We start from the raw sequence: 16057 nt of genomic DNA, 5'->3' as shown, positions 1-16057 counted from the left end.
ATCACCTTGCCATGGTGGGGGTCGCGGGTTCGAATCCCGTCTTCCGCTCCAAGATAGAAGGCTCACCAAGCGGTGAGTCTTTTTTTACGGGAAATAGCTCAGTTTGGTAGAGCGCTACGTTCGGGACGTAGAGGTCGCCGGTTCAAGTCCGATTTTCCCGATATACAAGCTATCCGTTTGGGTAGCTTTTTTCTTTTTGTTATAATATCTTTTAAAACTTAAAGGGAGATTAAAAATGACGGCAACTACTGAAGAAAAATACAAATTATTAGTGGAGCAAGCTAGAGCTTTGATTGAGGGAGAAGATGATTGGATTGCTAATACAGCTAATTTATCTGCTCTTTTGTTTAATTCGTTAAATGATGTGAATTTTGCAGGTGTTTATCGCTATGAAAATGATGAACTGATATTGGGTCCATTTCAGGGGATGCCAGCATGTGTTCATATTCAAATGGGAAAAGGTGTTTGTGGTACGGCTGCACAAGCAAAAACAACGCAGATTGTTAAGGATGTACATGAATTTGCTGGTCACATTGCTTGTGATAGTGCTTCAAATTCGGAAATCGTTGTCCCAATTTTTAATCAGGGAAAACTTTGGGGCGTCTTTGATTTTGATTCGACCAAGCTAGCTAATTTTGACGAAATTGATAAAAAGTATTTAACTGAAATAGCGGAAGCAATTTTTGCGTAATTATTAGAATTGGACATAATGAAGTTGAAGATAAGTCAAATTGTTTTACTTACTGACAAAAGAAAAGTAAAATACCATAACGTATTTTAAAGGGTGGTGTTTGTATGGAAAATTCATATAGTAAGAGCGTTAATCAAGTATTGAAAATTGCACGTGAACAAGCACAAAATTTTCATCATCGCTTGATTGGCACAGAACATGTTTTATTGGCTCTAGTAATTGAAACTGACGGTGAAGCAGGAAAAATCTTGCGCTCATGGGGATTAACACCAACTGCAGTACGTGAAGAGATTGAGCGTTATACCGGTTATGGCTCTGCCCCTAAGACAAGCTACATGGAAATGTCACCACGTTTGAGTTTAGCTTTGGATTATGCTAGAAGACGAGCTAATGACGATGGAGTTAAGGAAGTTAACACTAATCATGTTTTGCTGGGAATTACTGCAAGTGAGCAGGTTTTATCAGCAATGATTTTGAAAAACTTGAATGTTGATATTCCTCGCTTGCAGCAGGATGTTGAAGATAGTTTGAGTCAAGACCAAGACTTTGGTGATTCAGCTAATTGGCTGGGTGATGATAACACGACGACTGGTCAAAAGAAGCGCAAGAGCACTACTCCTAACTTAGATAAGGTAGCGGTTAATTTAAATCAACGTGTGCGTAATGGCGAGATTGATCCGGTGATTGGCCGTGACCAAGAAATTAAGCGTGTGATTCAAATTTTGTCTCGACGGACTAAGAATAATCCTGTCTTAGTTGGTGAACCAGGAGTTGGTAAGACTGCTGTTGCTGAAGCGATTGCAACTGAGATTGTCAACAAAAAAGTGCCACAGGATATGCTTAAGAAACGGGTAATGGCCTTAAATTTAGGTAGTTTAGTTGCTGGGACTAAGTATCGTGGTGAGTTTGAAGACAGAATGAAGAAAATCCTGAACGAAGTCACCAAGGATGGCAATGTCATTCTCTTTGTTGATGAAATGCATACTTTAATTGGTGCTGGTGGTGCTGAAGGTGCAATTGATGCTTCTAATATCTTGAAGCCTTCGCTTGCTCGTGGCGATATTCAAATGATTGGTGCAACTACTTTTAATGAATATCAAAAGTACATTGAAAAAGATCAAGCTTTGGCACGTCGTTTTCAACAAGTGCGCTTAAGTGAGCCTTCAAGAGATGACACTTTGACAATTATGCGTGGCTTGAAGTCGAAATATGAAAAGTTCCATCATGTGACTATTTCTGATGAGAGCTTGAAGGATGCAGTTGATTTGTCAACGCGCTATATTTCGGATCGCTTTTTGCCAGATAAGGCGATTGACTTAGTAGATGAAGCTAGTGCCGCAGTTAAGATTCGTAATAACATTAGCAATGATGCTGAGCTAGAAAAAGTTAATGAGCAAATTAAGAAACTGATTACGCAAAAGAATATGGCTGCCGCTAGTCAAAACTTTGTTAAAGCTGCTCAATTGCAGGATGAGCAGAACAACTTAGAAATGCAACGTGAAGCAATGGTAGAGAAGTTGAAAGACAAAGTTAGTGCTAAAGCTGTGGTTGAGCCAGAAGATATTGCTAAAGTGGTTTCCGACTGGACTGGCGTCCCTGTTACTCAAATGAAGCGTAATGAGTCACGGCAATTGGCTAACTTGGAAAAGATCTTGCATCAACGCGTGATTGGACAAGATAAAGCTGTTTCTGCAGTTGCCCGTGCTATTCGTCGTAGTAGAAGCGGGATTAAAGATGAACGTCGTCCGATTGGTTCCTTCTTGTTCCTAGGTCCAACTGGTGTTGGTAAGACAGAACTAGCTAAGTCAGTTGCAGCAGCAATGTTTGGCTCGGAAGACAATTTGATTAGGCTAGATATGTCTGAATATATGGACCAAATTGCTTCAAGCAAATTAATTGGCTCGGCACCAGGTTATGTCGGTTATGAAGAAGGCGGTCAATTATCTGAAAAGGTTCGTCGTCATCCGTATTCGGTTATTTTGCTTGACGAAGTAGAAAAAGCTCATCCAGATGTCTTTAACTTGCTTTTGCAGGTTTTAGATGAAGGATTTTTGACTGACTCCAAAGGTAGAAAAGTCGACTTTAGAAATACAATTATAATCATGACTTCTAATTTAGGTTCTCGTTCGCTCTTTGATAATAAGGCAGTCGGCTTCAATGCAGATAATGCAGATCCAGCCAAGGCGAGATCAGCTAAAGTTGAACAAGCAATCAAACAATTCTTCCGCCCAGAATTTTTAAATAGAATCGATGAAACTATTATCTTCGATGAACTAGATAAGAAGCAGCTGCGCAATATTGTAACTTTGTTAACGCACAAGCTGGTAGTTCGTTTGCAAAAGAAGGGTATCGAATTGAAGCTATCACGGGCAGCACTGGATCAGATTGCACAAGATGGTTATGATCCAGAAAATGGTGCTCGACCATTGAGAAGAGCAATTCAAAATGATATTGAAGACAAGATTGCCGAGATGTTGATTGTAGGCGAAGTTAAGTCAGGCGACACTTTGAAAATTGGTAGTCAGCATGGACATTTGAAATTTGAAGTAGTTAATCCGAAGAAAGAAACTGTAAAAGTCAAGTGATATTGGTGCTATACCTTGACAAAATGCTGAAAATATCATATAATTTTTGCTGATTTAAAAAGACTGAGATTCAGGATTTTGCTGATCTATTGTCCAGCAAAATGATAAGGGACAAAAACGACAATTGTTGTTTTTGTCTTTTTTATGCCTAAAATTGCAGTTTTTTGAATTTGTAACAGAAATGTAATATTTGCTTTCTTAGACAGAAAGGATGTTTTTCCTTGTTAAATGGACACGTAGTGAACTACGGTAAACATCGAACTAGACGTAGCTTCTCCCGCATTAAGGAAGTATTGAAGTTACCTAACTTAACTGATGTTCAAACCGAATCATATAAGTGGTTTCTTGATAAAGGCATTAAAGAAGTCTTTGATGACATTATGCCGATTAGCGATTTCTCAGGTAAGCTTTCATTAGAATATGTTGGCTATAAATTGCAAAAGCCAAAGTATACAGTTGATGAAGCCCGTAACCATGATGCAACTTATGCTGCACCAATGCACGTTACCTTGAAATTGACTAACCAAGAAACTGGTGAAATTAAGACTCAAGATGTTTTCTTTGGTGATTTGCCATTAATGACCGAATCAGGTTCATTTATTGTTAACGGTGCTGAAAGAGTTATCGTTTCACAATTGGTAAGATCACCTGGTGTATATTACACTGGCGATTATGACAAGAATGGTCGTCAAATCTTTGGTACTACTGTTATTCCTAACCGTGGTGCTTGGCTTGAATATGAAACCGACGCAAAGAACGTTTCATTTGTTCGTGTAGACCGTACTCGTAAATTGCCTCTTACTGTATTGATTAGAGCAATGGGTATTGGCTCTGACAGTGACATTATTGATATGTTTGGTCAAAGTGATACTTTGCAATTCACTTTGGACAAGGATGTTCATAAGAACCCAGCTGACTCACGTGTAGCTGAAGCCTTAAAAGATATCTATGAAAGACTTCGTCCAGGTGAACCAAAGACTACTGATTCTTCACGTTCACTTTTGTATGCCCGTTTCTTTGATCCACGTCGTTACGATTTAGCACCTGTAGGTCGTTACAAGATCAATAAGAAGCTTTCACTTAAGAACCGTTTATACGGTCAAACTTTAGCTGAAACTTTAGCTGATCCAGATACTGGGGAAATTGTTGCTAAGAAGGGTACTGTAGTTACCCACGAAGTAATGGATAAGTTAGCTCCATATCTTGAGCGTGATGACTTTAAGATGGTAACTTACCAACCTTCAAAGGAAGGCGTATTACCAGATCCTATTACAGTTCAAGAAATTAAGGTTTACTCAAAGGTAGACCCTGAACGTGAAGTTAAATTAATGTCAAATGGTCATATTGCTGATAACGTTAAGCATTTGACTCCAGCTGATGTTTTAGCTTCAATCAATTACTTCTTTGCATTGCAAGATGAAATTGGTACTACTGATGATATCGACCACTTGGGTAACCGTCGTATTCGTCGTGTTGGTGAACTTCTTCAAAACCAATTTAGAATTGGTTTGGCACGTATGGAACGTGTTGTTCGTGAAAGAATGTCAATCCAAGATCCTTCAACAGTTACTCCACAACAATTGATCAACATTCGTCCAATTGTTGCAAGTATTAAGGAATTCTTTGGTTCATCACAACTTTCACAGTTTATGGATCAACATAACCCATTAGGTGAATTGACTCATAAACGTCGTATGTCAGCCTTAGGGCCTGGTGGTTTGACCCGTGACCGTGCTGGTTATGAAGTTCGTGACGTTCACTATACTCACTATGGTCGTTTGTGTCCTATCGAAACTCCAGAAGGTCCTAACATTGGGTTGATCAACTCACTTGCTTCATATGCGATTATTAATAAGTATGGTTTTATCGAAACCCCATACCGTCGTGTTTCTTGGAAGGACCACAAGGTTACTGATAAGATCGACTATTTGACTGCTGACGAAGAAGATAATTACATTATCGCTGGTGCCAACACTCCATTGAATGATGATGGTTCATTTAAGGAGAAGTTGATCTTGGCTCGTCAAAAGGAAGATAACGTCGAAGTTTCTCCAGATAAGATTGACTACATGGACGTTATTCCTAAGCAAGTTGTTTCTGTCGCTTCAGCATGTATTCCATTCCTTGAAAACGATGACTCTAACCGTGCTTTGATGGGTGCAAACCAGCAACGTCAGGCTGCACCATTAATTAATCCGCATGGTTCACTTGTTGGTACTGGTATGGAATACCGTGCTGCACACGATTCAGGTGCTGCTTTAATCGCTAAGGCTGCTGGTGTAGTTGAATACGTTGATGCTAATGAAATCCGTATTAGACGTGAAGATGGTACTTTGGACAAATACACACTTGAAAAGTACCGTCGTTCAAATAACTCTAAGTCATACAACCAAACTCCTAATGTTAAATTAGGTGATCAGGTTGACAAGAGTGATGTAATTGCTAACGGTCCAACTATGGATCATGGCGAACTTGCTTTAGGTCAGAACCCATTGATTGCCTTCATGACTTGGAATATGTACAACTATGAAGATGCCATCATGCTTTCTGAACGATTAGTTAAGGATGATGTTTATACTTCAATCAGTATTGAAGATTATGAATCAGAAGCTCGTGACACTAAGTTAGGTCCAGAAGAAATTACTAGAGAACTTCCTAATATTGGTGAGGATGCTTTGAAGGATCTTGATGCTGATGGTATCGTTCGTGTTGGTGCAGAAGTCCACGATGGCGACATTTTGGTAGGTAAGGTAACTCCTAAGGGTGTAACTGAATTATCTGCTGAAGAAAGATTACTTCACGCTATTTTCGGTGAAAAAGCTCGTGAAGTTCGTGATACTTCACTTCGTGTACCACACGGTGGTGGCGGTATTGTTCAAGACGTTAAGGTTTATACTCGTGAAGCCGGCGATGAACTTTCACCAGGTGTTAACACAATGGTTCGTGTTTACATCGCTCAAAAGAGAAAGATTCAAGTTGGGGACAAGATGTCTGGTCGTCACGGTAACAAGGGTACTGTTGCTGCAGTTGTTCCAGAAGAAGACATGCCATACTTACCAGATGGTACTCCAGTAGATATTTGTTTAAACCCAATGGGTGTTCCATCACGTATGAACATCGGACAGCTTCTTGAATTGCACTTAGGTGCAGCTGCTCGTCAATTGGGCATTCACGTTGCAACACCAGTATTTGATGGTGCTGACGAAAATGACGTTTGGGACACAGTTCGTCAAGCAGGTGTTGATAAAGATGGTAAGACCGTTGTTTATGATGGTCGTACCGGTGAACCATTCCACAACCGTGTATCTGTAGGTGTTATGCACTACTTGAAGTTGACCCACATGGTTGACGACAAGATCCACGCACGTTCAATTGGGCCTTACTCATTGGTTACTCAACAACCACTTGGTGGTAAAGCACAATTTGGTGGTCAGCGTTTTGGTGAAATGGAAGTTTGGGCCCTTGAAGCTTATGGTGCTGCTTACACATTGCAAGAGATTTTGACTTACAAGTCAGATGACGTTGTTGGTCGTGTAAAGGCATATGAAGCTATTGTTAAGGGTGAAAAGATTCCTAAGCCAGGTGTTCCAGAATCATTCCGTGTTCTTGTTAAGGAACTTCAATCATTAGGTTTGGATATCCGTGTTCTTGATATGAACCATAATGAAATTGAACTTCGTGATATGGATGAAGACTCAAGTGAACACTTGAACATCGATACTTTGTCACGGATGGCAGAAGAGCAAGAAAAGAAGAAGTTAGCCGAAGAAACTGGAAAATCAGAAGATAAAGACAGTAAAGAAAATGCAGATAAGCCGGTAGCTCCTGCAGATGAGTCTGACGATAAAGTTTCTAAATAGTAGGAGGTTAAACTTTTGATCGACGTAAATAAGTTTGAAAGTATGCAAATTGGTCTTGCATCACCTAACAAGATCAGAAGCTGGTCATATGGTGAAGTTAAAAAGCCAGAGACCATCAACTACCGTACTTTAAAGCCTGAAAAAGATGGCTTATTTGATGAGAGAATTTTTGGACCAACAAAAGATTGGTCATGTGCTTGTGGTAAGTACAAGGGCGTTAGATACCGTGGTATCGTTTGTGACCGTTGTGGTGTTGAAGTTACTTCTTCAAAGGTAAGAAGAGAACGTATGGGTCATATTGAATTGGCTGCACCTGTAACTCACATTTGGTACTTTAAGGGTATCCCATCAAGAATGGGATTAGTTTTGGACATTTCTCCAAGATTACTTGAAGAAGTTATTTACTTTGCTGCATACATTGTAATTGATCCAGGTGATACTGACCTTGAACCTAAGCAATTATTAACTGAAGCTGAATACCGTGAACAAAAAGCTAAGTACGGTAACCGTTTTGAAGCTAAGATGGGTGCTGAAGCTGTTCGCGATTTGCTTAAGAAAGTTGACCTTGATAAAGAAGTTAAGGATTTGAAGAAAGAACTTCAAACTGCCACTGGTCAAAAACGTACGCGTGCAATTAGACGGTTAGATATCTTGGATGCCTTCAAGAATTCAGGTAACAAGCCTGAATGGATGGTAATGGATGCCGTTCCAGTAATTCCACCAGATCTTCGTCCAATGGTTCAACTTGAAGGTGGCCGTTTTGCAACTTCAGATTTGAACGATTTGTACAGACGTGTAATCAACCGTAACAACCGTTTGAAGAGATTGCTTGATTTGAACGCACCTAATATTATTGTTCAAAACGAAAAGCGTATGCTTCAAGAAGCTGTTGATGCTTTAATTGATAACGGTCGTCGTGGTCGTCCAGTTGTTGGACCAGGTAACCGTCCATTGAAGTCACTTTCACATATGCTTAAGGGTAAGCAAGGACGTTTCCGTCAAAACTTGCTTGGTAAGCGTGTTGACTACTCTGGTCGTTCAGTTATCGATGTTTCACCAAAATTGAAGTTCTATCAATGTGGTGTGCCACGTCCAATGGCTTTGGAATTGTTCAAGCCATTTGTAATGCATGAATTAGTTAAACGTGGAATTGCATCAAACATCAAGAATGCTAAGCGTAAGATTGACCGTGAAGATGACGATATCTGGGATGTACTTGAAGATGTGATTAAGGAACGTCCAGTTCTTTTAAACCGTGCACCTACTCTTCACCGTTTGAGTATTCAAGCCTTTGAGCCAATCTTGGTACCAGGTAAGTCAATTAGACTTCACCCATTAGCTTGTGAAGCCTACAATGCCGACTTCGATGGTGACCAGATGGCTATTCACGTACCACTTTCTGATGAAGCTGTTGCTGAATCAAGATTGTTAATGTTGGCTGCTCACCACATTTTGGCTCCTAAGGATGGTAAGCCAATTGTTACTCCATCACAGGATATCGTTTTGGGTAACTACTGGTTAACTCAGGCCGAACGTGGTCGTGAAGGTGAAGGTATGATCTTCAGCTCACCAGCAGAAGCTGCTGTAGCTTACGAAAATGGCGATATTCACTACCATACCATTATTGGTATGTCTGCAGATGCTATGCCTAAAAAGCCATGGCCTAAGGGACATGAACACGGCATCTTTATTACCACTTATGGTAAGATTGTCTTCAATCAATTGTTCCCAGATGATTACTTCTATATCAATGAACCAACTGAAGAGAACTTGAACAATCCGTTGGATGCTAAGTACTTCTTAGGTGAAGGCGAAGAGATTGATAAGAAGATCGATGAAGTAGGCGATGATTTAATCGCTAGTCCGTTTAAGGGAAGCTTCTTGTCAGATTCTATTGCTACTATTTACAAGTATTACAAGGTTCAAAGAACTTCAGAATACTTGGATGATTTGAAGAAGTTAGGCTACACTAGCTCAACTACTTCAGGTATTACTATTGGTATGACTGACGTTCCAGAAATCCAAGATAAGGATGAAAAGGTAGCCAAGGCACGTAAACAAGTTGATGTTGTTTCTAAGCAATTTAGACGTGGTTTGATTACTGAACAAGAACGTCACGACCGAGTAATTAGTATTTGGAATGCATGTAAGGACAAGATCCAAAACGAAATTGCACAAATTCACGCACCTCGTAATCCAATTTCAATCATGGCAGACTCAGGTGCCCGTGGTAACATTTCTAACTTTACTCAGTTAGCCGGTATGCGTGGTTTGATGGCCACTCCTAACGGTGGTTTGTTCGAAATTCCTGTTACTTCAAACTTTAAGGAAGGTTTGTCAGTATTGGAATTGTTCATGTCTACTCACGGTGCTCGTAAGGGTATGACTGATACTGCATTGAAGACTGCTCAGTCAGGTTACTTGACTCGTCGTTTGGTTGATGTTGCTCAGGACGTTATTATTCGTGATGACGATTGTGGTACTGATCGTGGTATTACAGTTAGTGCCATCATGGAAGGTGACGAAATGATCGAACCATTATTTGACCGTTTGGTTGGTCGTTTCACTGCTGAGACTGTTAAAGATCCTGAAACTGGCGAAACTATTGTCGGCAGAGATGTCATGATGGATGAAAACATGGCACACAAGATTTGTGATGCAGGTGTAACTCACGTTAAGATTCGTTCAATTCTTACCTGTGATACTCCTCACGGCGTATGTCGCAAGTGTTACGGTATGAACCTTGCTACTGGTGAAGAAGTTGAAGTTGGTGAAGCAGTTGGTACTGTTGCTGCTCAATCAATTGGTGAACCAGGTACTCAGCTTACTTTGAGAACTTTCCACAACGGTGGTGTTGCCGGTGCTGAAGATATCACTCAAGGTTTGCCTCGTGTGCAAGAATTGTTTGAAGCACGTAACCCTAAGGGTCGTGCAACCATTTCTGAAGTTGATGGTGTAATTGATTCAATTCAAGAAAACCCAGCAGAACATACTCGTGAAATTACTGTTAAGGGTAAGATTGATACTAGAAGCTACAGTGTTCCTTATACAGCTTCAGTTGCTGTTAGCGAAGGTGACTACGTTCATCGTGGTGACAAGTTAACTCTTGGTTCTGTTGATCCTAAGGAATTGATTCAAGTTACTGATACATTAACTACTGAAAAGTACATCTTAGCTGAAGTTCAAAAGGCTTATAGAATGCAGGGTGTAGACATTGCCGACAAGCACGTTGAAGTGTTAACTCGTCAAATGCTGCAAAAGGTTCGTGTCCTTGATCCAGGTGAAACTGACATCTTGCCAGGTGAAGTTATGGATATTGGTCAATTTAGAGACCGCAACAAGGAAGTTATTATTTCTGGTGGTATTCCAGCAACTGCTCAAAGCGTTATCTTGGGTATTACTAAGGCTGCTTTGGAAACTAACAGTTTCTTGTCAGCTGCTTCATTCCAGGAAACCACACGTGTTCTTACTGATGCATCTATTAGAGGTAAGAATGATCCACTTCTTGGACTTAAGGAAAACGTTATTATCGGTAAAATTATTCCAGCTGGTACTGGTATGCCTGTATACCGCAGCATGGAACCTGAAGCTGACGTTAAGAAGCCAGATTCAGTATACTCAATTGCTGATATTGAAAAGCAAATGAAAGAAAAGGATAAAGCTAAGCAAGACTAAGCTTTATTGAAAATAAATAAGCATTTCCAATCTTTTAAGAGCGGGAATGCTTATTTTTTGTCTAAAAAATTAATTGGGTTAGTACTAATCCTAGGAAAATATATGGAATAAATGGATAGCGATGGTTAATAGGAGTTTTTTCAATAAGAAAAATTGCAATTACCAAGATTGAAGCAAATAGAAAAACTAAATTGGCAAATGATGGGGTGAAGTAGCAAGCGATAATTAAGTAAATTAATAAATCGCCTAGCCCCATTTTTCTTTGCATTATGCTATAGCTAAAAATTCCTAGCAATAATGTAAAAGAGATCCAGTCGATTAATGTAAAAGCTGCAAATTGGTTGAATAAAATCGCAACGCTAATGGCTGGAATTAGTAGGAGAAGATCAAATTCTTGCTTTTGATAATCAGAGATTGCAACGACTAAAAGCGAAAAAAGCAAAATAGCGGTAATAATGTCCTGTGTCTTACTAAAATCGAGTAAACAAAAGGCAAAGCCGCCAATTAATTCAAATAAAAATAATTCAACTGGAATTTGTTGATAACAATAACGACATTTTCCTTGAAGAAAAAGATAAGATAATAATGGAATTTCATCCAAAATTGATAATTCAAGGTGACAGTTGTTGCACTGAGAACGTGAGTAAATAAAATTTTTATCATTCCAGTGCTCGTAAACTACTGCTGCGTGAGAAGCCAAGCAACTTCCAATTATAAAGTTAGTAAAAATAAATAAGTATTTCAAAAAAACACCTCCACTATTTATTACGCAAAAATAGCCGATTTTTATTTTTTTATTTTGAAAAAGTTTGCTTTCTGCTTAAAACCGAGTACAATAGTCTTTGTATGTTTTGAACAGTCTATTCGTGAGTAAAAAAGAAACTCCCGGATGTGTGAACAAAATAGTATTTTAGGAGGAAAAATTAATGCCAACCATTAATCAATTGGTAAGAAAAGGCCGTCATTCAAAGGTTACTAAGTCAAAGTCACCTGCTTTGAATTACAGCTACAACAGTATGAAGAAGGAATCAGTATTCAACCCAGCTCCACAAATGCGTGGTGTTGCAACTCGTGTGGGTACTATGACTCCAAAGAAGCCTAACTCAGCTTTACGTAAGTACGCTCGTGTTCGTCTTTCAAACTTGATCGAAGTTACTGCTTACATTCCAGGTGAAGGACACAACTTGCAAGAACACTCAGTTGTTTTAATTCGTGGTGGTCGTGTAAAGGACCTTCCTGGTGTTCGTTACCACATCATTCGTGGTGCCCTCGATACTGCTGGTGTTGATGGCAGAAAGCAAGGCCGTTCTAAGTACGGTACTAAGAAAGATTAAAGGAGGAGTTAAATAATGCCTAGAAAAGGTCACGTAACTAAAAGAGACGTTTTAGCAGATCCAGTTTACAACTCAAAGCTTGTTACCAAGTTAATTAACCACTTGATGATTGATGGTAAGAGAGCTAAGGCATCTTCAATCCTTTACGATGCTTTCAACATTGTTCAAGACAAGACTGGTAAGGAACCACTTGATGTATTTGAAGAAGCTATGAACAACGTTATGCCAGTTTTGGAAGTTAGAGCTCGTCGTATCGGTGGTTCAAACTACCAAATCCCAGTTGAAGTACGTCCTGAAAGAAGAACTACTTTAGGTTTAAGATGGCTTGTTTCATACGCTCGTTTACGTAACGAACACACTATGGATGAACGTTTAGCTAACGAAATCATCGATGCTTCAAACAACACTGGTTCAGCAGTTAAGAAGCGTGAAGACGTTCACCGTATGGCTGAAGCTAACCGTGCATTTGCACACTACCGCTTCTAATTCGTTAGTTTTATTTTAAGGAGAGAATAATTTATGGCTAACAAGCGTGAATTTCCATTAGCAAAGACACGTAACATTGGTATTATGGCCCACATCGATGCGGGTAAGACTACTACTACTGAACGTATCCTTTACTACACTGGTAAGATCCACAAAATTGGTGAAACTCACGAAGGTGATTCACAAATGGACTGGATGGATGAAGAAAAGGAACGTGGGATCACTATTACTTCTGCAGCCACTACTGCACAATGGAAGGACTACAGAATTAACATCATTGATACCCCAGGACACGTTGACTTCACTATCGAAGTTGAACGTTCACTTCGTGTTCTTGATGGTGCCGTAACTGTTCTTGATGCCCAAGCTGGTGTTGAACCACAAACTGAAAACGTATGGCGTCAAGCTGAAACTTACGGTGTTCCTCGTATTGTTTTCGTTAACAAGATGGATAAGATCGGTGCTGACTTCGATAAGTCAGTTAAGTCATTGCACGAACGTTTAAACGCTAATGCCCATGCTGTTCAAATGCCAATTGGTTCAGCTGACACTTTTGAAGGTGTTATCGACTTAATCAACATGGTTGCCGACATCTACGACGAAGATAAGCTTGGTTCTAAGTGGGATACTGTTCCAGTTCCTGACGAATACAAGGAAGAAGCTGAAGCACGTCGTAACGACTTAATTGAAGCCGTAGCCGATGTTGATGACGGCATCATGGAAAAATTCCTTGGCGGTGAAGAAATTTCTAACGATGAATTAAAGGCAGCTATCCGTAAAGCTACTTTGAACTTGGAATTCTTCCCAGTATATGCTGGTTCAGCATTCAAGAACAAGGGTGTTCAAATGATGCTTGACGGTGTTATTGACTACTTGCCATCACCACTTGACGTTAAGCCTTACGTTGCTCACAATCCTAAGACTGGTGATGAAGTTGAACTTATGGCTGACGATAAGAAGCCATTTGCAGCTCTTGCATTCAAGATCGCTACTGACCCATTCGTAGGTCGTTTGACTTTCATCCGTGTTTACACCGGTTCTCTTGAATCAGGTTCATACGTATTGAACGCTTCAAAGAACAGTCGTGAACGTGTAGGTCGTTTGCTTCAAATGCACGCTAACTCAAGAACTGAAATTCCAGAAGTATTCTCAGGTGATATCGCTGGTGCCATCGGTTTGAAGAACACCACTACTGGTGACTCATTAACTGACCCAGATCACCCACTTATTTTGGAAAGCTTGAAAGTTCCAGATCCAGTTATCCAAGTATCAGTTGAACCTAAGTCAAAGGCTGACCGTGATAAGATGGACGTTGCTTTGCAAAAGCTTACTGAAGAAGACCCAACTTTCCGTGCTGAAACTAACCCAGAAACTGGTCAAACCTTGATTTCAGGTATGGGTGAACTTCACCTTGACATCATGGTTGAACGTATGAGACGTGAATTTAACGTTGATGCTAAGATTGGTGAACCACAAGTTGCTTACCGTGAAACCTTCACCAAGGAAGCTAAAGCACAAGGTAAGTTTGTTCGTCAATCAGGTGGTAAGGGTCAATACGGTGACGTTTGGATTGACTTTACTCCTAACGAAGAAGGTAAGGGTTACGAATTCGAAGATGCCATCGTTGGTGGTGTTGTTCCTCGTGAATTCATTCCTTCAGTTGACCAAGGTTTACAAGAGGCTATGAAGAATGGTGTTCTTGCAGGTTACCCATTGATCGACGTTAAGGCTAAGCTTTACGATGGTAGTTACCACGAAGTCGACTCATCAGAAGCTGCCTTCAAGGTTGCTGCTTCACTTGCTTTGAAGAACGCTGCTTCAAAGGCCGGCGCGGTTATCTTGGAACCAATTATGAAGGTTCAAGTAACTACTCCAGAAGAATACTTAGGTGACGTTATGGGTTCAATCACTGCTCGTCGTGGTACCATGGAAGGTATGGAAGACAGAGCCGGTGCTAAGATCATTAACTCATTTGTTCCACTTTCAGAAATGTTTGGTTACGCAACTACTTTGCGTTCATCAACTCAAGGTCGTGGTACATTTACTATGGTATTTGATCACTACTCACCAACACCTAAATCAATTCAAGCTGACATCATTAAGAAGCGCGGCGGAGATGCTGAATAGCTTCCGTTAAGAACTGATTAATGCAGTTAACTTAATTGAAAACAATTTCATATAAAAAAGAGTTATCATTTTTATTTTGATAACTCTTTTTTTGTAAATAAATTTAAGAAAAAAGTCGTAAACCCTTGATATTTAAGGAGGGACAAAGTACAATAGTCTTTGTGCTTATGGGACAGTGTGCCCTTAAGTGTGAAAATCGTTGTAAAGCGTTGACGCAAAAGGTTGCGGCACGCCAGGCTGCATTGCCACAGTGGCGTGCGGGGAATTTTTGCCGAGCGAGTCATCTTTTAAAGAAGACGTTAAGGAGGTAATTTAATGGCAAGTCAAACAATTCGTATTAGACTTAAGTCTTACGAACATGGTATTCTCGATGAATCAGCTGCTAAGATCGTAGCTACTGCAAAGAGAACTGGTGCTGAAATTTCAGGTCCAGTTCCTCTTCCAACAGAAAGAACTTTATTCACAGTTCTTCGTTCACCACACAAGAACAAGGACTCACGTGAACAATTCGAAATGCGCACTCACAAGCGTTTAATCGATATTTTGAATCCAACACCAAAGACTGTTGATTCATTAATGAAGCTTGATCTTCCAAGCGGTGTAGACATCGAAATTAAACTGTAATTTAAATAGAAAGAGGTGTAAACATGACCAAAGGAATCTTAGGAAGAAAAGTTGGTATGACTCAAATCTTTACTAAAGATGGTGTCCTTGTTCCTGTAACTGTTGTTGAAGCAACTCCTAACGTTGTTATGCAAGTTAAAACTGTTGAATCAGACGGTTACGAAGCAGTTCAATTAGGTTACCAAGACAAGCGTGAAGTTTTGAGCAACAAACCAGAAAAAGGTCATGCTGATAAAGCAAAGACTTCGCCTAAGCGCTTCATTCGGGAAATCCGCGGTGTTGAGCTTAAGGACTATGAAGTTGGCTCAGAAGTTACTGTGGATACATTTAAGGAAGGTGACGTTGTAAACGTTACTGGTACTTCAAGAGGTCATGGATACCAAGGTAACATCAAGCGTTGGGGCCAATCAAGAGGACCAGAAACTCACGGTTCAAGATACCACAGAATTCCTGGTTCAATGGGTTCCATCATTAACCGTGTACCAAAGGGCAAGCGTTTGCCAGGTCACATGGGTGTGAAGAAAGTTACCATTGAAAACTTAGTAATTGAAAAAGTTGTTGCAGACAAGAACGTATTGATGATTAAGGGTAACGTCCCAGGTGCTAAGAACTCATTAATCGTTGTTAAAACTGCTTCTAAAGCTGTAAAGGCTGATAAATAGGAAGGAGGACTAG

General features: G+C 40.0%; 10 protein-coding genes and 1 tRNA gene. 10 read left to right on the top strand and 1 reads right to left on the bottom strand.

Annotation, left to right across the window (positions count from 1 at the left end; translation table 11 throughout):
* Window positions 1-87 precede the first annotated feature (87 nt).
* From CP366_RS07260 to rpoC, 5 genes are all read left to right on the top strand, one after another.
* Window positions 88-161 (top strand) — tRNA-Pro (locus CP366_RS07260).
* A gap of 74 nt (window positions 162-235) precedes the next feature.
* Complete coding sequence (locus CP366_RS07255; RefSeq protein ID WP_065990090.1) at window positions 236-691, top strand: GAF domain-containing protein; 456 nt, start codon at window positions 236-238, stop codon at window positions 689-691.
* A gap of 104 nt (window positions 692-795) precedes the next feature.
* The gene (locus CP366_RS07250) at window positions 796-3276 is read left to right on the top strand and encodes an ATP-dependent Clp protease ATP-binding subunit (protein ID WP_089146130.1); all 2481 of its coding nucleotides are present in this window, start codon (window positions 796-798) and stop codon (window positions 3274-3276) included.
* 221 nt (window positions 3277-3497) lie between these two features.
* Window positions 3498-7136: a DNA-directed RNA polymerase subunit beta gene (locus tag CP366_RS07245; protein WP_089146131.1), complete on the top strand. Its 3639-nt coding sequence runs from the start codon at window positions 3498-3500 to the stop codon at window positions 7134-7136.
* A 15-nt stretch (window positions 7137-7151) separates the two neighbouring features.
* Window positions 7152-10811, top strand: coding sequence for a DNA-directed RNA polymerase subunit beta' (gene rpoC, locus CP366_RS07240; protein WP_013085813.1), 3660 nt, complete (start codon window positions 7152-7154; stop codon window positions 10809-10811).
* A gap of 61 nt (window positions 10812-10872) precedes the next feature.
* Here the strand turns inward: rpoC and CP366_RS07235 are convergent, their stop codons facing one another.
* A complete protein-coding gene (locus CP366_RS07235) occupies window positions 10873-11556 on the bottom strand; it encodes an A24 family peptidase (RefSeq protein WP_005720326.1) in 684 nt (227 codons plus the stop codon).
* A 181-nt stretch (window positions 11557-11737) separates the two neighbouring features.
* Here CP366_RS07235 and rpsL point away from each other — a divergent pair, with 181 nt between their 5' ends.
* From rpsL to rplC, 5 genes are all read left to right on the top strand, one after another.
* Window positions 11738-12145 (top strand): 30S ribosomal protein S12, encoded by a 408-nt coding sequence (rpsL, locus tag CP366_RS07230; RefSeq protein ID WP_025014719.1) that lies wholly within the window; start codon window positions 11738-11740, stop codon window positions 12143-12145.
* A 15-nt stretch (window positions 12146-12160) separates the two neighbouring features.
* The gene (rpsG, locus tag CP366_RS07225) at window positions 12161-12631 is read left to right on the top strand and encodes a 30S ribosomal protein S7 (RefSeq protein ID WP_003549021.1); all 471 of its coding nucleotides are present in this window, start codon (window positions 12161-12163) and stop codon (window positions 12629-12631) included.
* Between the two features lie 33 nt (window positions 12632-12664).
* Complete coding sequence (gene fusA / locus CP366_RS07220; protein WP_089147636.1) at window positions 12665-14758, top strand: elongation factor G; 2094 nt, start codon at window positions 12665-12667, stop codon at window positions 14756-14758.
* 315 nt (window positions 14759-15073) lie between these two features.
* Entirely contained in the window at window positions 15074-15382 is a 309-nt protein-coding gene (rpsJ, locus tag CP366_RS07215; RefSeq protein WP_003549023.1) for a 30S ribosomal protein S10, read from the top strand.
* Between the two features lie 23 nt (window positions 15383-15405).
* Window positions 15406-16044 carry a 50S ribosomal protein L3 gene (gene rplC / locus CP366_RS07210; protein WP_005720335.1) on the top strand — a complete coding sequence of 213 codons (639 nt, stop codon included), beginning with the start codon at window positions 15406-15408 and terminating at the stop codon, window positions 16042-16044.
* Window positions 16045-16057: the final 13 nt, after the last annotated feature.

It is taken from the genome of Lactobacillus sp. UMNPBX15 (assembly GCF_002553785.1).
GTDB classification, from domain to species: Bacteria; Bacillota; Bacilli; order Lactobacillales; family Lactobacillaceae; genus Lactobacillus; species Lactobacillus crispatus.
The sequence above is the reverse complement of the archived record's forward strand: the minus strand, read 5'-3'. Positions and strand labels throughout refer to the sequence as shown.